Source organism: Fictibacillus fluitans (assembly GCF_030418125.1).
In the GTDB taxonomy this organism is placed as follows: domain Bacteria; phylum Bacillota; class Bacilli; order Bacillales; family Fictibacillaceae; genus Fictibacillus_C; species Fictibacillus_C fluitans.
The window spans coordinates 1-23,561 of sequence record NZ_JAUHTR010000021.1; the positions used below are offsets into that span (position 1 = coordinate 1).

Consider the following 23,561-nt stretch of genomic DNA (forward strand, 5'->3'; position numbering starts at 1 on the left):
GAGTCAGTTTGCACTGACTTTCTGGACAGCCCCGTTTTATTTTGGTGATCAAGCTTTGGATTCACGCTGTTCTCTTTTAGCCTGTTTCCTGAAAAAGAGTTCATACAATACAGGAACAATAATTAATGTGAGCAGGGTGGAGGTCGTTAAACCGCCGATTACCACCACGGCTAAGCCTTTTGAAATTAATGTTCCCGATGAAGAGGTCAGTGCCAGCGGGATGAGGGCTGCAATGGTAGCAAATGCCGTCATCAGAATCGGGCGAAGTCGGGTTTTTCCGGCTTCAAGCAGCGACTCGCGGATGGTCATGCCTTTCAGATCGCGGTTTTGTCCGATCCGGTCGACGAGAACAATCGCATTGGTGGTTACGATTCCGATAAGCATAAGAATGCCGATCATCGCACTGACAGAGAGCGGCTCATTCGCAAGGTAAAGGCCGCCTATAGCACCTACAGGTACGAAAATTAGAGACGACAGAATGATAAATGGTATGCGTGCACGGCCAAAGGTGATGAGCATCGTCAAGTAGACAAGACCGATGGCCACTGCGATGGCCAGGCCAAGTTCTTTAAAGGTTTGGGTGGTTTCTTCACTTCCGCCGCCGCCTTCGGTCGAAACATCATTCGGAAGCTCTACTTTGTCATTTACGCTTTTAATTACATCCTGAGTAACTCCCTGAACATCATTGCCGGGAATCTGTGCTGAAACCTGTGCGTATACCTTACCGTCGAGTTTCTGAATCGCGGTTACAGCATCTACATCCTGAATGTCTGCCACTTCTGAGAGGGCAACCGGGCCTTTGGTGCCAAATACTTTAAGGTCCTTAATAGCATCAAGGGATTTCGGCACTTTATCATAAGCAAGCCGGACATCACTTTCTTTTCCGCTCAGTTCAAGGTTTCCGACAGAGACAGGTTTGGTGGCATCGTTGATAATGCCGAGTACCGTATAACCTGATACTCCGGCATCCGCGGCTTTTTTCGTGTTGATTTTCACGATCCACTGACGCTGGGTATCTTTGAAGTTGTTGGTCACATATTTTAGGTCGTCACGTGATTTCATGTATTTCTCTACTGATGCTGCGCCTTTTTGCAGGTCATCAAGGTTGTTGGAGTACAAATCGATGTTAACCTCGTTATTGGATGGAGGCCCGCCGGACTGCGCTTCCTGCAGGCTTACGACAGCATCTTTGCTGTCTTCGTCCACGATGGTCTGGATTTCTTTCTCGAGTGATTTAATTTCATTATCTACATTGGTATCTTTTTTAAGATTAATAAAATAGTTGGCTACATTTTCGCGTTTCAATCCGGACTGGAAGTCACGGCTGCCGATCCCGGCGGTTACTTCTTTTATGGTATCACGCTGATCGAGCATCTTTTCAACTTTCAGTGACACATCATTTGTTTTTTCCACAGTCGTGGAGGCAGGAAGTTCAATGTTTGCTGTAATGGTCTTTTGTTCTTCATTCGGCAGAAAAACCGCTCCGAGCTTTGTGGACAGGAACAGAGAGCCGGCAAGAAGAATAAAGGATACAAACAGGACGATGAATTTATGGTTCAGAGACGAGCGGATGACTTTCGCATATGCCCGCTGAAGAGGACCATCGTTGTTTTCCGGTTTGACTTTTTTGAATGCGAACTTGGCCAGGATCGGTACAATGGTTATGGCTACAAGCAAGGAAGCCAACAGAGCAAAGACGACTGTTAAAGCAAATGGCAGGAAGAATTCTCCTGTAATTCCGCCGACAAAGCCAAGCGGCAGGAACACCACCACGGTTGTCAATGTGGAGGATACAATCGCACGGAGGATCTCCTTGGTCGAATCAATGACCAGTTCATTTTTGTTGTATTCTCCGCTGTTTTTGCGGATTCTTCGGAAGATGTTCTCAATGACGACGATACTGTCATCCACCACCCGGCCGACGGCTACGGCCATTCCGCCAAGCGTCATGATATTAAGCGTAATATCCAGCTGGTTCAGAAAAATCGCAGATATGAGAATCGACAGCGGGATGGATATAATGGCAATGATGGTTGCGCGTATGTTTCTTAGGAACAAGAGAACTGCCAATGAAGCAAAGAGAGCACCGAACAATCCTTCCTTGATCAGAGAGTTGACGGACTCTTTAATGCCGCTTGCCTGGTCGAAGCCGATGGCATAGTCAATTTTGTCTTTGTATTTGTCTTTATTTAAAACAGATATGACTTTGTCAGCGACATCGACTGTATTGGCGTCCTGTTTTTTGGTAACCGCCATCGATAAAGAACGCTTCAGGTTATAGCGCGTAATTTCGTTCACATCTTCTGACTGTTTGATTGTCGCAATATCTCCAAGCTGAACGCTTTGCGGGGCTGCAGCCGCAGATGGGGCTCCGCCTTGCTGCGGACCTTGACCAGAAGATCTGCTTTCTCCGCCGCCTTGTGAAGCTCCTGAGGGAGGTCCTCCGCTTGCTCCACCTGGACTACCTGACGAATCTTGTGGTGCTCCCTGAGAAGAAGGTGTCAGCTCAAGTGATTTTAATTCTTTAATTGTTTTTAATTGCTCCTCTACACGGACTGGCACAGAGATGTCACCAGAGGTTACATTGCCGGCAGGGAACGAGAGGAATTTTGAATTGATTTCATCCTTAATGGTGTTTAATGATAAACCAAGCTGTTGGGATTTCTTTTGGTCGACCTTGATGGATACGAAATCTTCCTTCACACCGCCGACAGAAACGTTATTGATTCCCTGGATTTTTTTAAGTTCAGGCACCAGCTCATCTTCAACAAAAGGCTGAATGTTGCCTCCCTCTTTAGGGAATAGAGAGATATTGTACACAGGGATCGTGCCGAATGAAAAGCGGTTCACTTCAACACTCGCTGTGTCAGGAAGGTCTGCTTCCTTTGCAATGGTGTTGATTTGATCCTCTATATCATCCATGTTCACGGAAAAAGGAAATTCAAGATTAATGATCGAGACACTTTCAAGTGAAGTACTTTTGACCGACTTTACGTTGTTAAGGCTTTTTAATTTTTCTTCAAGCTCATCTGTTACCTGCTTGTTGACATCCTGCGGAGACGCACCAGGATAAGTGGTCTGCACGGTGACTTGCGGAAATTCCACATTTGGAAGCAGGTCAACTTTCAGGGAGCTAAAAGAAAACAAGCCGCCCAGTATAAGCAAGAAAGAAAAAATAAAAATAGCGACTGGGTTCTTTAAGCTGAATTTCGTTAGCCAGTTCATGTTTCACGCTCCTTCAGTATTTATATGTGTATTTTCACATATGTTCAAGGTAAGTATAATAAAAGTACTACAAATATATCAAGCATTAACCTTAGTTAATTGTGAAGAATGTGTTAAAATGACATACAGATACGGAAAGAAGGAATGAAAAGATGGCGTTGAAGTATGCGCTTCTTGGCTTATTGACCAAAAATGAAGCAACCGGATATGAACTGAATCAGCAGTTTAAAGAAACCATGATTCATTTCTGGAGTGCCCATCATACACAGATTTACCGTCAGCTTGTTAAGATGGAGGAAGAAGGACTTGTCTCCTCACAAGTGGTTCATCAGGTGGATTATCCAGATAAAAAAGTATATCGGCTCGAAGACAAAGGTTATGAAATGCTGCTTCAGTGGCTTTTTAGCAAGGAAATTCTCCCTTCAACCTTAAAGGATGATCTGCTGCTCCGGGTATCGCTGTTTCAGCTGATCCCGGCTGATGAAGCGATCGCCTTTTTGGAGCGGGCAAAGGAACAGCATATGTTCGGCCTGGGTTTAATGGAAAAATGGAGAGACAGCCATTTTCCCGAAGGAGAATTTAACCAGGAAGATTTGGGAGAATACTTAACATCTGAATTTGGGCAGCGTTATATGCAGCATTGGATTGAATGGTGCGACTGGGCCATTCAAGTAATTAAGCGTACAAAAGAGAAGGGCAGTGATGTTAAATGATCTTGGAATGGACACAAAAGGCTATTGAGAAAATAGAACACAAGGTGCAGGGCGGACAGTTGTTTCTGAAATATGATACAGAGGGCTGCGGCTGTGTTGTAAGCGGTGTGTCTGTACTATGGCTTGTTGATGAACAGCCTTATGGGACAATAAAGGTGAATACCAATTTTGTTCCTGTTTATATGGAGGAAAGCAAACTGGTATTTTTTGATGAAAAGATGACGATTGAATACAAAGAGGAGCAAAATACATTTCAGTTAAAAAGCCCAAACCAGATGCTTAATCCGCATCTTCGGTTTGAAAATAAAATAGAAACAGGAAAGGGCGCTTAAATTAAAGCGCCCTTTCCTGTTTAGAGAGTAAAAACTGGCGGCTTTGAAGACCGCGGGAAACGAAGGGAGCAATAAATTCCACAGCCTCGAGCAATGGATCGAGCTGAATCCCGGTGCTGATTCCCATGCGATTAAGCATGTATACGGCATCCTCGGTTGCCACGTTTCCGGTTGCGCCCGGTGCAAACGGACATCCGCCAAGTCCGCCGGCCGATGTATCAAAACGGTCTACGCCAGCCTGAAGTGCGGAGAAGATATTGGCGAGAGCCATCCCTCTTGTATCGTGGAAATGGGCGGCAATCAGCAGAGTGGAGGGCAGATGGTGCTTAAGCAGGCTGAACAGCTCGAAAACTTCCTGCGGATTGGCAAGGCCAATGGTATCCGCCACGCTTAATTCATCCACACCCAGCGCACAGAATTCCTCAGAGAGAGCAAGGACTTCCTGCTCATCCACTTTTCCTTCATAGGGACAATAAAAAGCGGTGGAAATGCAGGCGCGCACAAAGAAGCCCCGCCGTTTCAGATCCTTAATCAGGGGTGCCAGCTCTTCCATGCTGTCTCTTGTGCTTTTATTAATATTTTTTTGGTTGAAGGTGTTGCTTACCCCGACAAAAAATGCGGCATTTTTGCAGCCGGAAGAAAGCAGGCGGGAAACGCCTTTTTCATTGGGGACAAGAACAAAATTGCGCGTACGATCATCCAGGCAGCGCTCAATGACCTGTTCTGCATCACTCATTTGCGGGACCCATTTAGGGGAAACAAAAGAGGTGAGTTCCATTTCTTGAATTCCCGAGGCTTTCAGTTTTTGAATGAATTGAATCTTTTCCTGTGCAGGAACAAGCTGTTTTTCATTTTGAAGCCCGTCGCGCGGTCCAACCTCAATGATCGAGACTCTTTGGGGTAATTCCATGGTTCCTCCTATGTATATATTTGTCATTGATTTCTTCTTTATTTTACGATTTGGACAGTTCAGATGCAATACAGAGAAGGGAAATATGATATGATAAAAGGGAAAATTCAGAAAAAAACATGGGAGTGAGAAGAAATTTATGGCGATACAGGAAGCAGTGATTGTAAGCGCTGTCAGAACACCGATTGGCAGCTTTTTAGGAGCCTTAAAAAACATACCTGCCACCGAACTCGGGGCTTTAGTAATTAAGGAGGCATTGTCGCGTGCCAATGTTTCTCCTGACGATGTGAGCGAAGTCATTATGGGGAATGTTCTTCAGGCCGGTTTGGGCCAAAACCCCGCACGGCAGGCGGCAATTAAAGCCGGGCTGCAAAACCGGGTTTCAGCAATGACGATCAACAAGGTTTGCGGATCCGGATTAAAAGCGCTGCATCTGGCGAGCCAGGCGATCATGCTTGAAGAAGCAGATATCATTGTCTGCGGCGGAATGGAGAATATGAGCAGGGCACCGTACCTTTTGGATAACGCAAGAACAGGACTGCGCATGGGAGATGGAAAAATGACAGATTCCATGATTCATGATGGTCTCTGGTGTGCATTCAATGACTACCATATGGGAATGACAGCCGAAAACCTGTGTGATGCCTATGGACTCAGCCGTGAGGAAATGGATGAGTTTGCAGCAGAGAGCCAGCAAAAATGCGAAAGAGCAATAAATGAAGGAAAGTTCAAAGACGAAATTGTATCTGTTGAAATTCCTCAGCGAAAAGGAGAGCCGCTGCAATTCTCGGAAGATGAATATCCGAAAAAAGGAACAACGGCTGAAGGGCTTGCCAAGCTAAGACCGGCCTTTAAAAAGGATGGAACGGTAACTGCAGGAAACGCATCGGGAATCAATGATGGAGCGGCTGCTTTTGTGGTGGTATCGCGAAAAAAAGCTGAAGAGCTCGGTCTTACACCGCTTGCCTCCATCGTCGCCAATGCCAGCGCGGGCGTTGATCCCAGCATTATGGGTATCGGGCCGGTGGATGCGACGAAAAAGGTGCTTGAAAAATCCGGGGTAACCCTTGAGGATATTGATTTGATTGAAGCTAACGAAGCGTTCGCCGCACAGTCACTTGCAATGGGGAGAGAACTCCAATTTTCAACTGAGAAACTGAACGTGAATGGAGGAGCCATTGCTCTCGGCCATCCAATTGGGGCAAGCGGTGCAAGAATTTTGGTCACCCTGCTGCATGAGATGAAAAGAAGAAACAGCCGATTGGGCCTTGCCACACTTTGTATCGGGGGCGGCCAGGGCGTAGCTACCATCGTAAAAAATGAAAACTTGGACTAAGGAGGGCGGCATATGATGAAAATGGTGGAAAACAGTGCACTGGATGCAGTTAAAGATATAAAGGACGGTTCAACGCTGATGGTCGGCGGATTCGGTCTGGTAGGGATTCCGGAGAAATTGATTCTTGCGCTCGTGGAAACAGGAACAAAAGACCTGACTGTCATTTCTAACAACTGCGGCATTGATGACTGGGGGCTCGGCCTTCTTCTGCGAAATAAACAGATCAGGAAGATGGTAGGCTCCTATGTGGGAGAAAACAAAGAGTTTGAGCGCCAGGTGCTTTCCGGTGAACTGGAGGTTGAACTTACCCCGCAGGGTACATTGGCTGAGCGTATCCGGGCAGGCGGTGCGGGCATTCCCGCTTTCTATACCCCGGCCGGTGTGGGTACGCCGATTGCAGAAGGGAAAGAAGTGCGAACCTTTGATGGGAAGGAATATGTTCTGGAACATGGAATGACCGCAGATTTCAGTCTCGTGCGGGCAGCCCGCGGCGACAAAGCAGGCAACCTCGCTTTTAATAAAACAGCGCGAAACTTTAATCCAATGATGGCTGCAGCGGGCAAGGTAACCATTGCAGAGGTCGAAGAATTGCATGAAATCGGGGAGCTGGACCCGGACTGCATCCACACGCCAGGAATCTATGTTCAAAGAATGATTGTTGCGCCTCAGGAAAAACGCATTGAGCGACTGACTGTTCAATCATAAAGAGAGAAAGTGGGGATAGTCTATGAATAGCAGAGAGAAAATTGCCAGAAGAGCGGAAAAAGAAATAGAGGATGGCTTTTACGTAAACCTCGGCATCGGCATGCCGACCATGGTAGCGAACTACATAAGCGAGAATAAGAGTGTGGTGCTGCAGTCGGAAAACGGGCTGCTTGGAATCGGCCCTTATCCTAAAGAAACAGAAGTGGACCCGGACCTCATCAATGCGGGGAAAGAGACTGTGACTGCCATTAAGGGAGCTTCCTATTTTGACAGTGCAGACTCATTTGCCATGATTCGGGGAGGACATGTGAATATTGCCATCCTGGGCGGTATGGAAGTTTCAGAAACGGGCGACTTGGCCAACTGGATGATTCCGGGGAAAATGATTAAAGGAATGGGCGGTGCCATGGATCTTGTTCACGGCGCACAAAAAATCATTGTCATTATGGAACATGTCAACAAAAGCGGACAGAGCAAAATTCTGAAAAAGTGCAGTCTGCCCCTTACAGGAAAGGGAGTTGTGGACCGGATCATTACAGACCGGGCGGTTATCGATGTAACAGAGCAGGGTCTGAAACTGGTAGAAATAGCCGATGGTTACAGTATTGAAGATATTAAAAACTGCACCGAGCCGGATTTGATGACCGATGAAGTGACGCTGGGTGTTTATTAAGGCATAGAAAGCGGGGGAGCAAACATGACAGAAATATATGTTGTGGAAGGGGCAAGAACGCCGTTTGGAAGTTTTGGAAAATCATTAAAAAACATCCCGCCCATTCAAATGGGCACCCTGACTGCGGTTGAAGCCATGAAGAGGGCTAATGTTGACCCGGCGCAAATTGGGGATGTGGTATACGGAAATGTCATCCATTCTAGTATTGACGCAGCCTATGCGGCGAGGCATGTCGCGTTAAAAGCAGGAGTGCCTGAGACGGTTCCCGCCATGCTGGTAAACCGTTTATGCGGATCGGGTCTGCAGGCTGTCATAAGCAGCGCCCTTGCCATTCAATCAGGCGATGCGGATCTGGCCTTGTGCGGCGGAATTGAAAATATGTCCAAAAGCCCGCATTCTTCCTTTAATCAGAGATTTCAAGGACAAAAGTTTGGAAATCTTGCGTTCGAGGATATGCTTCTCAATACGCTGACCGATCAGTATATTGGCTGTGGAATGGGTATTACCGCAGAAAATCTTGCAGAGAAGCATAATATCGGTCGGGAAGAACAGGATGAGTACGCCCTTCTTAGTCATCAAAGAGCAGCCGCAGCCATTCGTGAAGGAAGATTTGGCCAGGAAACGATACCGGTTGTTATTGATGAAAAAAAGAACCTTACCTTCACGGTGGACGAACTCGTAAAGCCTGACTCCACACTTCAGCAGCTTTCTGCCCTGCGCCCTTCCTTCAAAAAGGACGGAACCGTAACAGCGGGAAATGCGAGTGGAATCAATGATGGGGCGGTATCTCTGGTACTCGCAGGAGAGAACGCCGTGAAAAGCAGCCAGGTTAAACCACTGGCGCGAATTGTATCTTGGGGGATCAGCGGTGTTGACCCGAATATCATGGGAATCGGGCCGGTACCGTCCTCTCAAAAAGCCCTTGCCAAGGCCAATCTATCCATTGAAGACATGGATCTTGTAGAAATCAACGAAGCATTCGCCTCTCAATATCTGGCGGTTGAAAAAGAACTGGGTCTGGACCGTGAAAAGACAAACGTCAACGGAGGCGCCATCGCGCTCGGCCATCCAGTCGGTGCAAGCGGGTCCCGCCTGCTTCTCACCCTTGCATATGAACTCCGAAACAAAGGGCTGCGTTATGGCTTGGCCAGCCTTTGTATCGGTGGCGGCCAGGGGATAGCCATGATTATTGAAAATGTATCATCATAAACAAAAAGCTGCCAAACGCCGTAACAGGCGGTGGCAGCTTTTTTCTTTCTAAAGATATTTTTCTTCATCGAGCATGTGATTGAAGTTTAAGGTGCGAGACTCCTCGAAAATGAACATCGCATTTTCTTCGTGCGATGTCTTGCTGCCGCAGCGTTCCCTGTCCTGCAGGGGTAGCGTGGCAGGTGAGACCTTTAAGCGCTTGCGACTAAGGGGCTCAGCGCACGCCCTGCGAAAGTAGGCGTTTACGCCGGTAAAAGCGAGCAACCTGAATCGGAAATCAACCACTTACAGAGCAACATAGCTTTTCTTAACGTCGGTGCTGGTTGTAGACAGAAGCTTTTGAAAGGGACTGAATCAAGGCAGCTTCATCCTGTGAAAGGTCAGGGGTGTGTGCCGCCCCCACATTTGACAGCAGCTGATCAACAGAGCTTGCTCCCGGAATAACGGCCGCCACGGCAGGGTGATGCAGGCAATAGCGGATGGCCGCCTGGCTCAATGTTCGCTCACTGGACAGTTTGTCCTGCATTCCTTTGACCAGCTCCCGGATTTCTTTTCCTTCATATTCAAGATACTGTTCATCCCCGCTGCGCTTAAACGCGCGCTCGGAAAGCCAGCCTTTGGCAACCGGGCCGCGGGCAATCACACTGATATTTTTACCGTGAAGATAATCAAGCATTTCTTCTTCGGGACGGCGGTCAAGAATGCTGTATTGCATCATGACGCTTACAATCTCTGAGTGCTCGGCGTAATAGGAGATCACATTTGGCCGGATGGACGAAATGCCGTATTCACGGATAAGGCCATCCTGTTTCAATTCATTGAACGCTGAAATGGTTTCATCCATGTTATCTTCAATCGTTCCGCCGTGCAGCTGGTACAGATCGATATAATCTGTTCCCAGACGGTGGAGGCTGTCCTTTACAGCTTCTTTTATGTATGTTTTTGAAGGATCCCACTCCCAGCTTTTTTTATCGGCTGTCCAGCGGTTTCCAACCTTTGTAGCCAGGACGACTTTATCTCTGAAGGGACGGATGCTTTTCCCTGCGAACTCTTCGTTCCAGCCGAATTGATAGAGATCGGCAGTGTCAAAGTAAGTGACGCCTTCTTCATATGCCCTCTTGATTATTTCTCTTCCTTCCGCTCCATTTTCAGGCGCAAGGGACATACAGCCCAGTCCAATTTCACTGACTCGAAGCTCTGATGATCCAAGTTGGTTCTGCTTCATTGCATATCAGCTCCTTCATTTGATAGGTTAAAAAAAGAGTAGCATGAAAACGGGCAAAAAAAAACCTTCCAGCCTGAAGGGTTACTGTTTTGACCCAGGGGCGGAAGATATCCATTCTTGCACTGTGGTGTGTTCTTTCATATAACGCTTGAGCATGTACCGTATTTGCCAAGCTTTTCCCACCAGAGTCACGCTCTTGGGCTGAATATAGATCTTCATATGACCAGCTCCTTTTAAATGTGTATTACGCTTTTCCTTATGGTAGACTTTATGTAGCCAAACAAGATATAGAACCAGGAGTGAGAACAGCATGGATCATTTAAATGAAAAGACCCTTTCTACAGATTCCGTCTATGAAGGGAAAATTATAGATTTGGAAATCCAGGAAGTAGAACTTCCCAACGGAAATAAAAGCAAGCGCGAAATCATCAGGCATCCGGGCGCAGTAGCTATTATTGCCATCACCCCGGAAAATAAACTGCTCTTTGTCCGGCAGTTCCGCAAAGCGCTGGATAAAGTCATCGTAGAAATTCCCGCCGGAAAGCTTGAAAAAGATGAAGATCCAAAAAAATGTGCAGAGCGGGAACTGCTTGAAGAAACCGGCTATGAGTGTGAAAATCTGGAATACCTCACCTCGTTCTACACGTCACCGGGATTTGCCGATGAATTGATTCATTTGTTTTATACAGACTCTCTGAAAGAATGCAAAGAACAGCAGCCAGATGAGGATGAATTCCTGGATGTGATGGAAGTAACGCTTGAAGAGGCACTGGAGCTTGTAAAAAACCAGCAGATTCATGATGCGAAAACAGCCTATGCCGTGCAATATGAACAGCTGAAAAGAAAGATGGAGAATCATGCTTAACACCTATTATGCCGACCTTCATGTGCACATCGGCAGGACGCGTTCAGGGAAACCGGTGAAAATTACCGGAGCGAGAACGCTGACCCTATCCAATATTCTAGAGATGGCATCCTCAGTGAAGGGTATCAATCTTCTGGGAATCATAGATTGCCATGTGCCGGAGGTCATTGATGAGATGGAAGAGATGCTGGCAGCAGGCGAAATGATGGAACATCCGGAAGGCGGATTATGGTATGAGAATGTTTGTCTTCTTCCAGGGTCCGAGATTGAAATCTACGATGAAAACTGCCGGGGACCTGTGCATGTTCTGTCATTCTTTCCAACTGTTGAAAAGATGAAGCAGTACAGCCTGTATTTGCGCGAAAGAATGAAAAACGTTACTCTGAGCTCTCAGCGAATCTATGATTCAGCACATAACCTGCAGCGTGTCACCAAAGAACTGGGGGGCCTGTTCATTCCTGCACATGTGTTTACACCTCATAAAAGTGTCTACGGGAAAGGTGTAAAGGAATCACTTTCTGAAATATTCCTGCCTGAGCTCATTGATGCCATCGAGCTTGGTTTAAGCTCGGATACGAATATGGCGGATGGAATCCAGGAACTCCGGCAATATCCGTACCTATCCAATTCGGATGCTCATTCCCTGGAGAAAATCGGGCGGGAATACCAGACTATTCAAATGGAAAAACCAACATTTGCAGAATTTAAACTTGCTCTGAAAAATCAGGAAGGCCGAAGGATAACCGCCAATTACGGGCTTGATCCGAGGCTTGGAAAGTATTACGAAACCACCTGTGCCAAGTGCTCTGCTGTTATTCATGAGGAAACTGGCATGGTATGCGGGGAATGCGGAGGAACCACAGTCATCCGTGGCGTTAGAAACAGAATCAGCGAATTATCAGCAATCGATGTGCCTCAGATCGATAGAGGAGAAAGACCTCCTTACATCCACCAGGTGCCGCTGGAATTTATTCCGGCTCTTGGCCCGAAAACGCTGCAAAAGCTGAGAGACCATTTTGGGACGGACATGGCAGTGCTGCATGATGTGGAAGAAAAGGATTTAAGGACCGTAGCGCCGCAGTCTGTCGTAGGCCATATCCTTCTGGCAAGGGAAGGGAAGCTGTCTCTTCAGGCAGGAGGGGGAGGAACCTACGGGAAGGTCGCCCAAACGTAAATCTAGCAAATAAAAATAGCATACCTCTCTTTTTGATTCATAGAATGAATTAAGAGAGTAAGGGAGGAAAAAGAGATGGCTTCAATTAAAAGATTTGTCTGGTTCCATTTGCAGGAACATTATTCGCTTTATGTATTTGTTTCCGTCCTGCTGCTGATGGGAGTCATTTTTGGCGCTGTAATTGTAAACAGCCTGACCCTTGGTCAAAAGCAAGATTTGCTGAATTACCTGTCGCGGTTTTTTGGTGAAGTCTCCAATGGCAGTTTTGCCAATTCAAAGGATATGTTTTCTCAAAGCTACAGCCATTATATTAAATACATCATGCTCATGTGGATCCTCGGCCTGTCCGTCATCGGTCTGCCGGTCATTTTGATCATGCTGTTCATTAAAGGTGTGGTCATCGGATTTACGGTGGGATTCTTGGTGAACCAAATGGGATGGCATGGGTTCCTGCTTGCTTTTGTATCAGTGCTGCCGCAGAACATTATTCTGGTACCCGGCATCATAATTGCCGCAGCCGCTTCCATTTTATTTTCAATCAAAATGATCAGGCAGCAGTTTTTTAAAAAATCAAGCGACCCATTTTTTCCAAAGTTCTTCAAGTATTCTGCGCTCATCCTTGCTGTGGGATTGTTTTTGGGCCTTGCGTCTTTGTTTGAAGCGTACCTTTCTCCCCATTTAATGGAAGGTGTTATGAGCCTGGCTAAAAAATAAAATCTTAAAAATTATTAGATAATAATTATTTTAAACTGTATATTATAATCATTTTAAATTGACACCTTTTCTTCTCATGACTTATAATATGAATGTGAAACATAAGGGAGGATAAGGTATGGAAAGCCGTATTGACCGTATCAAAAAACAGCTGCATTCCCAGAGCTACAAGCTTACTCCCCAGCGAGAAGCAACCGTCAGAGTCCTCCTGGAGAATGAGGAAGACCATTTAAGCGCAGAAGATGTATATCTGCTGGTAAAAGAGAAAGCGCCGGAAATAGGTCTTGCTACTGTTTACCGTACTTTGGAATTATTAACCGAATTGAAAGTGGTCGATAAAATAAATTTTGGAGACGGGGTTTCCCGCTATGATCTCCGAACAGAAGGAGCCGCTCACTTTCATCACCACCTCGTCTGTCTTGAATGCGGAGCTGTGGATGAAATTCAGGAGGATCTTCTGGAAGATGTAGAAAAAGTAGTGGAAGAAGGATGGAATTTTAAAATTAAAGACCATCGCCTGACCTTTCACGGGATTTGCCACCGTTGTCACGGAAAGGAAGAAAATGATGAGACATCCGAATGAATGATGCTCATCATTTTTTTATTTATTTACAAATTCAGAGGAATAAGTTAACGTAAAGTTAAAGTGAAAATAGAAAATGTGTATATTCCTTTAATTCTTTGGCATAACCTGTATTAATAACTTGTACGGGGAGGCTTAAAGACATGGGATCTTGGCTGAAATTAAGCTGGAGTGCATTCAAGATATTTGTTTCATTTACAGCCTGCACATTATTATTCTATTTTGGCTTGCTGTGGATCAATCAGGAATATCAGAATTATCATAGATACGACGTGCCAAAAGGCAAAGCAGTGAAGGTATTCCAAAACGATTCTGCCGCCGAAAGTATGGACGAGGGCAATTGGCTTATCCGTCTGCTGTTTTTTTATGAATCCAGTGAGTGAGGAGTGCAGATATGAAAGATCATGTCCAGGATTTTATACATTACTTGATCGTCGAACGTGGTCTCTCGAAAAATACGGTTGACTCTTACCGCCGTGATCTTGAACAATATGCGCTGTATATGGAGAAGGTCGAAGGAATTGATGCGATCGGGAAGATTCAGCGTGCCAATATTGTAGGCTATCTGCTCCATTTGAAGGAAAACGGGAAAGCGGCGACCACCATAGCCAGAAACATTGCATCCATCCGGTCATTCCATCAGTATCTGCTTCGGGAAAAGATCAGTGATGCAGATCCGTCAGTACATATTGAAACACCGAAAACCGAACGCAAGCTGCCCAAGGTGCTCTCCATGAAGGAAGTGGAAGCGCTTTTAGATGTTCCCGATACCCGCCAGCCTTTCGGTATGAGGGATAAGGCGATGCTTGAACTTCTGTATGCTACGGGCATCAGGGTAACCGAACTGGTGAGCCTGGATCAATCGGATGTTCATTTGTCCATGGGATTTTTGCGCTGTCTTGGAAAGGGTAACAAAGAGCGGATCATTCCCCTTGGCAAAATGGCGGCAACTGCCATTCAGGTGTATTTGGAGACCGGAAGACCGGCTCTTCAAAAAGGAAAAAGCGGCAACGCTCTGTTTTTGAATCATCATGGCAACCGTTTATCACGGCAGGGATTCTGGAAAATCCTGAAACACCTTGCGCAAAAAGCAAACATTCAAAAAGAATTGACACCACATACGCTGAGGCATTCATTCGCCACCCACTTGCTGGAGAATGGGGCGGATTTAAGGGCGGTTCAGGAAATGCTTGGCCATGCGGATATTTCAACTACGCAGATTTATACCCATGTGTCAAAAACGAGATTAAAAGATATTTATGCTGCCTATCATCCAAGGGCGTAAGCCTTTTTTTACATCAAGAGGTCTGACTTCTGACATCATTCGATCAGAGTTTGCTGGCGGTGATGGTAGGATATAGTATCTAAAGATGAATTATTTTGTACTGGAGGTTATAAAAAATGGAATATAAACGTTTCAAACGTACGTTTTTAATTGTAATGGATTCCGTTGGGATCGGCGAAGCACCCGATGCGGAAAAGTTTGACGACAAAGGTTCTGATACGCTTGGCCATATCGCAAGGGAAATGAACGGACTTCATATGCCAAACATGGAAATGCTGGGCCTTGGCAACATCGGTGAAATCCAGGGAGTTAAAGCGGCGACGCAGCCTAAAGCGCATTATGCGAAGCTTCAGGAAGCTTCTAATGGAAAGGATACAATGACCGGACACTGGGAGATTATGGGCCTCTTTATTGACCAGCCTTTTCAGACGTTTCCAGAAGGGTTTCCGGATGACCTGATTGAACAGCTGGAGGAAAAATCAGGCCGTAAAATCATTGGCAACAAACCGGCATCTGGAACGGAAATTATGAAAGAGCTTGGCGAAGAACATGTGAACACGGGTGCGCTTATTGTTTATACATCCGCTGATTCGGTTCTGCAGATTGCCGCCCATGAAGAGGTGGTTCCGCTTGAAGAATTGTACAAGATTTGTGAAATGGCCAGAGAAATGACAATGAACGATAAATATATGATTGGACGGATTATCGCCCGTCCGTTCGTCGGTAAACCCGGAGATTTCCAGAGGACATCGAACCGCCATGACTATGCGCTTAAACCGTTTGGAAGAACGGTGATGAACGAGATGAAGGACGGTGGCTATGATGTTCTTGCGCTGGGGAAAATCTCTGATATCTATGATGGTGAGGGAGTGACCCAGGCGATCCGTACGAAATCCAATATGGACGGCATGGACCAGCTTGTAAAGTCGATGGATCAGTCGTTTACAGGTCTTAACTTTCTAAACCTGGTTGATTTCGATGCGTTATTTGGCCACAGACGTGATCCTAAAGGTTATGGACAGGCTCTGGAGGAGTTTGATGCACGTCTTCCGGAAGTGTTTGAAAAGCTGAATGAGGATGATGTACTGATCATTACCGCCGATCATGGAAATGATCCGGTTCACCATGGTACCGACCATACACGTGAATATGTGCCCCTTCTCGTGTATTACAAGGGCATCGAGTCAGGAAAACCGCTGAAAGTAAGCAAAACTTTTGCTGACATCGGAGCGACGGTAGCCGATAATTATCATGTGAAGCTGCCGGAACACGGAGTAAGCTTTTTAGATCAATTAAACTAGGGGGAAATGAGAAATGGGAGAATTGAAACCGATTCAAACGGCTGCAAATTTTATACAAAACAAACTTTCTTCCCAACCTGAAATCGGCTTGATTTTGGGTTCTGGCCTTGGGATTCTTGCTGAGGAAATTCAAAACGCTGTGGTTCTTCCGTACAGTGACATTCCTGAATTTCCGGTCTCAACAGTTGAGGGTCATGCCGGACAGCTTGTTATCGGGGAACTTGAGGGCAAGAAAGTTATCGCCATGCAGGGGCGTTTTCATTATTATGAGGGATATTCCTTGGAGAAGGTCACTTTTCCGGTACGAGTAATGAAGGAGCTTGGCGTAAGCAGTGTCCTTGTAACAAATGCTGCAGGCGGAATTAACACCGCATTTGAAGCAGGCGACCTTATGCTGATAACCGACCACATCAACAACCTGGGCGACAATCCGCTGATCGGGCCAAATGACAGCTCATTTGGGGTGCGTTTTCCTGATATGTCTGATGCCTATACACCAAGGCTGCAGGAAACAGCCCGCCAGGCTGCATCCTCGCTCGGTATCTCCCTCCAGGAAGGGGTGTATGTGGCGAACTCGGGCCCAAGCTATGAAACACCGGCTGAAATCCGCATGCTCCGTATTCTGGGCGGCGATGCAGTTGGCATGTCAACGGTTCCCGAGGTGGTTGTAGCGCGCCATTCCGGCATGGAAGTGCTCGGATTGTCATGCATTTCCAACATGGCTGCAGGAATTTTGGATCAGCCATTGACACATGATGAAGTGATGGAAACCACTGAACGGGTAAAATCGAATTTTCTTGGCCTGGTCAAAGGCATTGTTAAAACCATTTAAGGAGGAAGAAAAAATGGCTACACTTTTATCCAATATGAATGAAGCAGCAACACTTATTCAATCCAAAATAAAAGGAATGCAACCGGAAATCGGTTTAATCCTTGGATCTGGCCTTGGTGAACTGGCAGATGAAATCGAAAATGCGGTTCAGATCGATTACAGTGAGATTCCTCACTTTCCGGTTTCAACGGTGGAAGGACATGCCGGCAAGCTGGTAATTGGCACGCTGAACGGTAAGACCGTTTTAGCCATGCAGGGCCGTTTTCATTTTTACGAAGGATACAGCATGCAGGAAGTAACGTTTCCTGTACGTGTCATGAAGGGACTTGGTGTTAAGCTTTTAGTAGTGACCAATGCCTGCGGAGGAATGAATCCCGAGTTTTCAGCCGGTGACCTTATGATTATTAATGATCATCTGAACATGACAGGAGCCAATCCGCTGATCGGTCCAAACGAGTCCGAGCTCGGTCCGCGTTTCCCGGATATGAGCACAGCGTACACACCGGAACTTGTTCAATTTACAAAAGAAACAGCTTCTTCCCTGGGAATTAATGTTCAAGAGGGTGTATATGCAGGAATTACCGGGCCAACCTATATGACTAAGGCAGAGCTTCGCATGCTTCGCACAGTGGGCGGAGACGCAATCGGAATGTCAACAGTGCCGGAAGTCATTGTGGCAAGCCATATGGGCTTGAAAGTGATTGGAATCTCCTGTATCACTGACATGGCGATCGCAGACGAACTTGAACCGCTCACACACGAACAAGTGGTGGCGGTGGCAAACCGCACGAAGCCTAAATTCATCAACCTGGTGAAAGAAATCGTTAAAACTGTAACGCTGTAATCTTTTCAGGTCAGGGTTGCTTGAACAAAAAGAGAAAAGTAATTTTAAGAAAAAAGAAAGCTCAATGAGGTGGATTTAAATGAGGGCAGTCGATATTATCCTAAAGAAACGACACGGAAAAGAATTAACGAAAGAAGAAATTGGCACATTCATCCAAGGATATACAAACGGTGATATTCCTGATTACCAGGTGTCAGCTTTCTTAATGGCGGTTTACTTTAAAGGAATGACCAAAGAAGAAACGGCTCACTTAACAAACGCGATGGTTAAGTCTGGAGATGAAATCGATTTATCTAAAATCGAAGGAATCAAAGTTGATAAGCATTCTACAGGCGGAGTTGGAGATAAGACGAGCCTTATTATTGCTCCTCTTGTAGCTTCAGTGGGCGTACCTGTGGCAAAAATGAGCGGGCGCGGTTTAGGACACACGGGAGGCACTGTTGATAAATTAGAAGCAATTGAAGGCTTTCAGGTTGAATTGACAACGCAGCAATTTATCGAGAATGTAAACAAACATAAAATTGCTGTTGTGGGTCAAAGCGGGAACTTGACTCCTGCTGATAAGAAACTGTATGCCTTGAGAGACGTGACAGGCACAGTGGACTCTATTCCGTTGATTGCTTCATCCATCATGTCCAAGAAGATTGCTTCGGGGTCTAACGCTATTGTGCTGGATGTTAAGTTTGGTTCCGGTGCATTTATGAAGACGCTGGAAGATGCAAAGGCATTGGCAACTGCAATGGTTGGGATCGGTAATGAATTAGGCCGTCAAACGGTAGCTATTATTACGGATATGGACCAGCCTTTAGGCCATGAAATCGGTAATGCAAATGAGGTCCAGGAAGCTATTGCTGTATTAAGCGGGGAAGGTGACAAGGATTTAACAGAGGTTTGTTTAACACTTGCAGGCAATATGGCTGTATTGGGCGGAGCATACTCTGACTTTGATGAAGCGAAACAAGAACTGCAAAAGATTTTGGAAAGCGGCAAGGCTGTCGAGAAAATGAGGGAATTTGTTGAATCCCAGGGTGGTAACGGCAACCAGATTACCAATCCTGAAACATTGCCTCAAGCCAAGTACCATATCGAAATCAAGTCAGATGAAGAAGGCAACGTTCAAACCATCGATGCTGAATCAGTTGGGATTGCAGCGATGCTTTTGGGAGCCGGAAGAAAGACCAAGGAAGACAGCATTGATTATGCAGTAGGCATTACCTTGAAGAAAAAAGTGGGGAATCCAGTAGCAAAGGGAGAAACTCTTGCTGTATTCCATGCTAATTCTGAAGACATAGCTGAAGCAGAGAAAACGTTGAAAGCAGCCTACACATTCACGAGTGGATCCGTGGAATCACCTAAATTGATTCACGATATTATTAAATAAAAGAAGAAATGCATTTTGTAAGGGAGCTGTCCTGAAAGTCAAAAATTGACCTTCAGGCAGCTCCTTTACGCATAAAAAACTTCCATGAAAAGTTGATTGTAGTGGAAGGCGAGCGGCCTGGAACGAAAGTCAACGGCTTCCAGACTTCCTCGACAACTTCTTTTTTTCTCCTCCGCTGATATTCCTGTATAAACCGAAAATTAATGGAAAAAATAGGGGTATCACGATTGGAGGGAAATGGAATGAAACGATACATAGTGGCTGCTGTAGCAATCGCACTTCTGCTCACTGCGGGCGGAGGCCAGACCTATGCAGCTGAAAAAGCACAAAGTCTTGCTCCAAATGCATCTTCAGCTATTTTGATTGAACGTGATACGGGAACAGTACTTTTTGATAAAAACAGCCATAAAAAACTGCCGCCGGCAAGTATGACAAAGATTATGACCATGATTCTGATTATGGAAGCTCTTGATTCCGGAAAGCTCAAGCTGACTGATCCTGTTAGAGTGAGCGAATATGCCGCTTCGATGGGGGGTTCCCAAATTTTTCTTGAACCCGGTGAAGAAATGAGCGTTCACGACATGATGAAGGGAATTGCAATCGGAAGTGCCAATGATGCTTCCGTGGCCATGGCAGAAAAAATCGGGGGCTCTGAGTCATCCTTTGTGGATATGATGAACAAGAAAGCCAGACAACTGGGATTAAAAGACACATTTTTTAAAAATCCCACCGGGCTTCCTTCTGCAGGACATTATTCTTCTGCTCATGATATGGCCGTTATGGGAAAAGAACTGTTAAAGCATGAAGAAATCACCAAATATACCGGGCTGTATGAGGAATATCTCCGTCAAAACACGCCGAATAAATTCTGGCTGGTGAACACCAACCGCCTGGTGAAGTTTTATCCTGGTACAGATGGCTTGAAAACAGGTTTTACACAAGAAGCCAAGTATTGTCTCACTGCTACTGCCAAAAAACATGATATGCGGGTTATTGCTGTGGTGATGGGTGCACCCAACCCTAAACAGCGCAATCAGCAGATCACCCAATTGTTTGATTATGCGTTTTCTCAGTATGCGACCAAAAAATTATATGACCGCCATCAAATTGTAAAGCAGATAAAAATCCAAAAAGGGAATAAACAGCAGCTGGCAGTCGTGACATCCGAAAGTATTTCCTTGCTGTCCAAACGCGGGGAAAAAGAAAACAACGTGAAACCGCTCATCCAGGTGAAGCCCGATTTGAAAATGCCGATCAAAAAAGGACAGCAAGTCGGAACATTGAGCATTATGAAAGGCGGCAAGACTGTAACCAAAAGCCCGCTGCTTGCCTCCGAGAATGTAAAGAGTGCTTCGTGGTGGAGTTTGTTTAAACGCACGCTTGGACATATGGCAAAATCGTCATAAACTCATGTTTTGACTAAATGGGACGAATCCGCACTAGTTTTGTAATAGTGGAGGAATTCGTCCTTTTATTATCGAAACAATTGCATATCAAGAAGAAGGAGGAGAGACGTTTGAGTCTTAACATCGGGCTGGAGATCAAGCATACGGTATTATGCATTCGCCTGGATGGGGAACTTGACCATCATACGGCTGATGAATTGAGGTCAAAGGTTGATAATATTTTAAAGAATAAAAAAATTGAACATATCATGCTGAACCTTGAAGGGCTGGACTTCATGGACAGCTCGGGCCTCGGCGTAATCCTTGGGAGGTATAAGCAAATCAAGAGTCATAACGGCGAAATGGTGGTGTGTGCCATTTCTCCTGCTGTAAAAAGGTTATTCGATATGTCCGGTCTGTTTAAGATAATAAGACTGGAAGAAAATGAAGAATATGCGCTACAAACCCTGGGGGTGGCTTAATCATGAAAAACGAGATGAAAATTCAGTTTTCAGCACTAAGCCAGAATGAATCCTTTGCGCGGGTTACGGTTGCGGCCTTTATCGCGCAGCTGGATCCTACGGTGGATGAGCTGACCGAGATTAAAACGGTGGTTTCAGAGGCTGTAACCAACTCCATTATTCATGGCTATGAAAATTCGCCAGATGGAATTGTCTATATTGAAGTCACGCTTGATGAAGATACGGTCAAACTGACCATCCGGGACAAAGGCATCGGCATACCAGATTTGAATGAAGCAAGGCAGCCGCTTTTCACTTCCAAGCCGGAGCTGGAACGGTCAGGCATGGGCTTTACCATTATGGAAAACTTTATGGATGAGGTTGAGGTGATTTCCGAACCCTCCTATGGCACCACGATCCACTTGACAAAATTTTTGGCAAAAAATAAAGCGGTTATCAATTAAGGGGTATGCCTTATGGATGTCGAGGTTAAAGGCGGTAAAAACAAATCGTACTTTAAGGATGAGGAAATCAAGCTTTTGATCAAACGAAGCCAAGAAGGTGATCAATCCGCCCGGGATCTGATCGTTGAAAAAAATATGCGCCTGGTCTGGTCTGTTGTACAGCGGTTTATCAACCGCGGCTATGAACCAGATGATCTTTTTCAAATCGGAAGCATCGGGCTTTTGAAATCGGTTGATAAATTTGATCTGAGCTATGATGTGCGTTTTTCCACATATGCCGTTCCGATGATCATAGGAGAAATCCAGCGTTTCATTCGGGATGATGGGACGGTAAAGGTAAGCCGGTCACTCAAAGAGATGGGAAACAAAGTCAGGAAAGCAAAGGACGAATTGTCCAAAGTGCTTGGACGGACGCCGACAGTTAATGAAGTTGCCGAAAAGCTTGAGATCAGTGTGGAAGATGTTGTGCTCGCACAGGAGGCTGTAAGGGCACCGACTTCCATCCACGAAACTGTCTATGAAAACGATGGAGACCCCATTACACTGCTGGACCAGATTGCAGACAGCACAGAGAACAAGTGGTTCGACAAAATTACATTGCAGGAAGCCATTGAATCATTGGATGAGAGGGAACGCCTCATTGTTTATCTTCGTTATTATAAGGACCAGACCCAGTCGGAAGTCGCCGAGCGGCTGGGGATCTCGCAGGTTCAGGTTTCCCGGCTTGAAAAGAAAATTTTGGCTCAGATGAAAAGCCAGATGGATGAATGATCCATCTGGCTTTTTTGTGTGAAGATATGTTGCTTTTTGCCTATGGGAATTGATGGATAATAGTTGGAAGAAGAATGATACAACTTTGCCAAATCCATACTAAACAAGAATATTGAATGATCAGGAGGTGCAGCCATGAAAGAATCTGCTGTTTACATAAGGATGAGACAAAAGGTTCAGGTTGTGCTTGGGCAGCCCGTGACACTTGGAACGGCAGCCCAGATCGTGGCTTCTCCAGCCATCCAAAAAAAGCTGCAAACACTGGTGATTTATGAGGTAAAGCCAGCCGACAAGCACTTGATTGTCCTGGACGTGATGAAAGTGGTTCAACATATTCAGCACGTTTTGCCGGGCATTGAGATCCAGACAGTTGGTCCCGCTCAGTCCATTCTTGAGATCCAGTATAAAAAAAAGAAGCTGACGCCCGTCTATTTTGTGCTCGTCTGGCTGTTATTATTTATCGGGTCCGCACTGGCCATCATGAATTTCCATGAAGATGTCAGCATGCAGGTGGTTCACCAAAAAATTTATTATATGGTGACGGGCCATTATGATAACCAGCCACTGGTTTTGCAGATTCCCTATTCTCTGGGACTTGGAATAGGAATGGTTCTTTTTTTTAACCATGTCTTTAAAAAGAGGCTGAATGAAGAGCCGAGCCCGCTTGAAGTTGAGATGTTTAAGTACCAGCAGGACCTCGATCAGTATGTTGTCATTCATGAAAATAAGGAAACTGAGAAAAAAATCCATGGTGATTAAAAGCGTGTTTTTAGCCTTTATTGGTTTTGGCGGAGGTATAGCCGTGGGTTCGGGGTTTGTGGCTTTTCTGACCGTGCTTGGTATTATTCCCCGGCTGATGCAGCTCAGTAAAACCTTTTGTTATATCAGGGCGTACGAATGGAGTGTCATCCTCGGTGCTGTTCTTGGCGGATGGGTAAACCTGAAGGATGTCTGCTTTCATCTTTCTCCATTGCTGCTCGTGCCAATAGGTGCCTTTTGCGGTGTATTCGTCGGAATGCTTGCTGCCGCGCTCACTGAGGTCTTGAATGTCATGCCAATCCTCGCCAATCGCATTGGGATGGGGGAAAGGCTGCTGATTATACTCATGGCAATCGTATTAGGGAAAGTGTTGGGCTCTTTATTTCACTGGATGGTTTATGTTAACCAATAAAA

At 45.7% G+C, this 23,561-nt stretch carries 26 protein-coding genes; 22 read left to right on the top strand and 4 right to left on the bottom strand.

Features of this window, described 5'->3' with window-relative positions:
- Nucleotides 1–48: 48 nt before the first annotated feature.
- Nucleotides 49–3,225, bottom strand: coding sequence for an efflux RND transporter permease subunit (locus tag QYB97_RS22750; RefSeq protein ID WP_301168289.1), 3,177 nt, complete (start codon nucleotides 3,223–3,225; stop codon nucleotides 49–51).
- Nucleotides 3,226–3,377: 152 nt separating this feature from the next.
- Between QYB97_RS22750 and QYB97_RS22755 the strand changes: the two genes are divergently transcribed.
- Together QYB97_RS22755 and QYB97_RS22760 are read left to right on the top strand one after the other, a co-directional pair.
- Nucleotides 3,378–3,938, top strand: coding sequence for a PadR family transcriptional regulator (locus tag QYB97_RS22755; RefSeq protein WP_301168290.1), 561 nt, complete (start codon nucleotides 3,378–3,380; stop codon nucleotides 3,936–3,938).
- Nucleotides 3,935–4,270, top strand: a complete 336-nt coding sequence (locus QYB97_RS22760; protein ID WP_301168291.1) for an iron-sulfur cluster biosynthesis family protein — start codon at nucleotides 3,935–3,937, stop codon at nucleotides 4,268–4,270. The genes QYB97_RS22755 and QYB97_RS22760 overlap by 4 nt, the downstream gene beginning before the upstream one ends.
- 1 nt (nucleotide 4,271) lies before the next feature.
- Here the strand turns inward: QYB97_RS22760 and QYB97_RS22765 are convergent, their stop codons facing one another.
- Nucleotides 4,272–5,180, bottom strand: a complete 909-nt coding sequence (locus tag QYB97_RS22765; protein ID WP_301168292.1) for a hydroxymethylglutaryl-CoA lyase — start codon at nucleotides 5,178–5,180, stop codon at nucleotides 4,272–4,274.
- Nucleotides 5,181–5,319: 139 nt separating this feature from the next.
- On the opposite strand from QYB97_RS22765, the gene QYB97_RS22770 reads away from it, so the two are divergent.
- Genes QYB97_RS22770 through QYB97_RS22785 form a run of 4 tightly spaced genes read left to right on the top strand, consistent with a single transcriptional unit; the run spans nucleotide 5,320 to nucleotide 9,103 of the window.
- The gene (locus QYB97_RS22770) at nucleotides 5,320–6,516 is read left to right on the top strand and encodes an acetyl-CoA C-acetyltransferase (RefSeq protein ID WP_301168293.1); all 1,197 of its coding nucleotides are present in this window, start codon (nucleotides 5,320–5,322) and stop codon (nucleotides 6,514–6,516) included.
- Nucleotides 6,517–6,531: 15 nt separating this feature from the next.
- The gene (locus tag QYB97_RS22775) at nucleotides 6,532–7,221 is read left to right on the top strand and encodes a CoA transferase subunit A (protein ID WP_301168352.1); all 690 of its coding nucleotides are present in this window, start codon (nucleotides 6,532–6,534) and stop codon (nucleotides 7,219–7,221) included.
- A 22-nt stretch (nucleotides 7,222–7,243) separates the two neighbouring features.
- Nucleotides 7,244–7,894 carry a CoA transferase subunit B gene (locus QYB97_RS22780; protein WP_301168294.1) on the top strand — a complete coding sequence of 217 codons (651 nt, stop codon included), beginning with the start codon at nucleotides 7,244–7,246 and terminating at the stop codon, nucleotides 7,892–7,894.
- Between the two features lie 24 nt (nucleotides 7,895–7,918).
- Complete coding sequence (locus QYB97_RS22785; RefSeq protein ID WP_301168295.1) at nucleotides 7,919–9,103, top strand: thiolase family protein; 1,185 nt, start codon at nucleotides 7,919–7,921, stop codon at nucleotides 9,101–9,103.
- A 307-nt stretch (nucleotides 9,104–9,410) separates the two neighbouring features.
- On the opposite strand, the gene QYB97_RS22790 is transcribed toward QYB97_RS22785, so the two are convergent.
- The gene (locus QYB97_RS22790; RefSeq protein WP_301168296.1) at nucleotides 9,411–10,328 is read right to left on the bottom strand and encodes an aldo/keto reductase; all 918 of its coding nucleotides are present in this window, start codon (nucleotides 10,326–10,328) and stop codon (nucleotides 9,411–9,413) included.
- Between the two features lie 81 nt (nucleotides 10,329–10,409).
- Nucleotides 10,410–10,547 (bottom strand): Z-ring formation inhibitor MciZ, encoded by a 138-nt coding sequence (gene mciZ, locus QYB97_RS22795; protein WP_301168297.1) that lies wholly within the window; start codon nucleotides 10,545–10,547, stop codon nucleotides 10,410–10,412.
- Between the two features lie 91 nt (nucleotides 10,548–10,638).
- On the opposite strand from mciZ, the gene QYB97_RS22800 reads away from it, so the two are divergent.
- From QYB97_RS22800 to QYB97_RS22875, 16 genes are all read left to right on the top strand, one after another.
- Nucleotides 10,639–11,193 (top strand): NUDIX hydrolase, encoded by a 555-nt coding sequence (locus tag QYB97_RS22800; RefSeq protein WP_301168298.1) that lies wholly within the window; start codon nucleotides 10,639–10,641, stop codon nucleotides 11,191–11,193.
- On the top strand, nucleotides 11,186–12,367 hold the full coding sequence (locus QYB97_RS22805) for an endonuclease Q family protein (RefSeq protein ID WP_301168299.1): 1,182 nt from the start codon (nucleotides 11,186–11,188) through the stop codon (nucleotides 12,365–12,367). The genes QYB97_RS22800 and QYB97_RS22805 overlap by 8 nt, the downstream gene beginning before the upstream one ends.
- A gap of 75 nt (nucleotides 12,368–12,442) precedes the next feature.
- Nucleotides 12,443–13,081 (top strand): stage II sporulation protein M, encoded by a 639-nt coding sequence (gene spoIIM, locus QYB97_RS22810; RefSeq protein WP_301168300.1) that lies wholly within the window; start codon nucleotides 12,443–12,445, stop codon nucleotides 13,079–13,081.
- A gap of 118 nt (nucleotides 13,082–13,199) precedes the next feature.
- Complete coding sequence (fur, locus tag QYB97_RS22815; RefSeq protein WP_301168301.1) at nucleotides 13,200–13,664, top strand: ferric iron uptake transcriptional regulator; 465 nt, start codon at nucleotides 13,200–13,202, stop codon at nucleotides 13,662–13,664.
- Between the two features lie 143 nt (nucleotides 13,665–13,807).
- Nucleotides 13,808–14,047, top strand: a complete 240-nt coding sequence (locus tag QYB97_RS22820) for a YqzK family protein (protein ID WP_301168302.1) — start codon at nucleotides 13,808–13,810, stop codon at nucleotides 14,045–14,047.
- Nucleotides 14,048–14,058: 11 nt separating this feature from the next.
- A complete protein-coding gene (gene xerD / locus QYB97_RS22825; RefSeq protein WP_301168303.1) occupies nucleotides 14,059–14,949 on the top strand; it encodes a site-specific tyrosine recombinase XerD in 891 nt (296 codons plus the stop codon).
- Between the two features lie 116 nt (nucleotides 14,950–15,065).
- The gene (gene deoB / locus QYB97_RS22830; RefSeq protein WP_301168304.1) at nucleotides 15,066–16,250 is read left to right on the top strand and encodes a phosphopentomutase; all 1,185 of its coding nucleotides are present in this window, start codon (nucleotides 15,066–15,068) and stop codon (nucleotides 16,248–16,250) included.
- Nucleotides 16,251–16,263: 13 nt separating this feature from the next.
- On the top strand, nucleotides 16,264–17,082 hold the full coding sequence (locus QYB97_RS22835; RefSeq protein ID WP_301168305.1) for a purine-nucleoside phosphorylase: 819 nt from the start codon (nucleotides 16,264–16,266) through the stop codon (nucleotides 17,080–17,082).
- A 13-nt stretch (nucleotides 17,083–17,095) separates the two neighbouring features.
- Nucleotides 17,096–17,926, top strand: coding sequence for a purine-nucleoside phosphorylase (locus tag QYB97_RS22840; protein ID WP_301168306.1), 831 nt, complete (start codon nucleotides 17,096–17,098; stop codon nucleotides 17,924–17,926).
- Between the two features lie 79 nt (nucleotides 17,927–18,005).
- Nucleotides 18,006–19,307 (top strand): pyrimidine-nucleoside phosphorylase, encoded by a 1,302-nt coding sequence (locus tag QYB97_RS22845; protein ID WP_301168307.1) that lies wholly within the window; start codon nucleotides 18,006–18,008, stop codon nucleotides 19,305–19,307.
- 242 nt (nucleotides 19,308–19,549) lie between these two features.
- On the top strand, nucleotides 19,550–20,713 hold the full coding sequence (locus tag QYB97_RS22850; protein ID WP_301168308.1) for a D-alanyl-D-alanine carboxypeptidase family protein: 1,164 nt from the start codon (nucleotides 19,550–19,552) through the stop codon (nucleotides 20,711–20,713).
- Between the two features lie 110 nt (nucleotides 20,714–20,823).
- Nucleotides 20,824–21,174 carry an anti-sigma F factor antagonist gene (gene spoIIAA, locus QYB97_RS22855; RefSeq protein ID WP_301168309.1) on the top strand — a complete coding sequence of 117 codons (351 nt, stop codon included), beginning with the start codon at nucleotides 20,824–20,826 and terminating at the stop codon, nucleotides 21,172–21,174.
- Between the two features lie 2 nt (nucleotides 21,175–21,176).
- Nucleotides 21,177–21,617, top strand: coding sequence for an anti-sigma F factor (gene spoIIAB / locus QYB97_RS22860; RefSeq protein ID WP_301168310.1), 441 nt, complete (start codon nucleotides 21,177–21,179; stop codon nucleotides 21,615–21,617).
- A gap of 12 nt (nucleotides 21,618–21,629) precedes the next feature.
- On the top strand, nucleotides 21,630–22,388 hold the full coding sequence (gene sigF, locus QYB97_RS22865; protein ID WP_301168311.1) for an RNA polymerase sporulation sigma factor SigF: 759 nt from the start codon (nucleotides 21,630–21,632) through the stop codon (nucleotides 22,386–22,388).
- Between the two features lie 135 nt (nucleotides 22,389–22,523).
- Nucleotides 22,524–23,147 (top strand): stage V sporulation protein AA, encoded by a 624-nt coding sequence (locus tag QYB97_RS22870; protein WP_301168312.1) that lies wholly within the window; start codon nucleotides 22,524–22,526, stop codon nucleotides 23,145–23,147.
- The gene (locus QYB97_RS22875) at nucleotides 23,137–23,559 is read left to right on the top strand and encodes a stage V sporulation protein AB (RefSeq protein WP_301168313.1); all 423 of its coding nucleotides are present in this window, start codon (nucleotides 23,137–23,139) and stop codon (nucleotides 23,557–23,559) included. The genes QYB97_RS22870 and QYB97_RS22875 overlap by 11 nt, the downstream gene beginning before the upstream one ends.
- The last annotated feature ends 2 nt before the right edge of the window (nucleotides 23,560–23,561 follow it).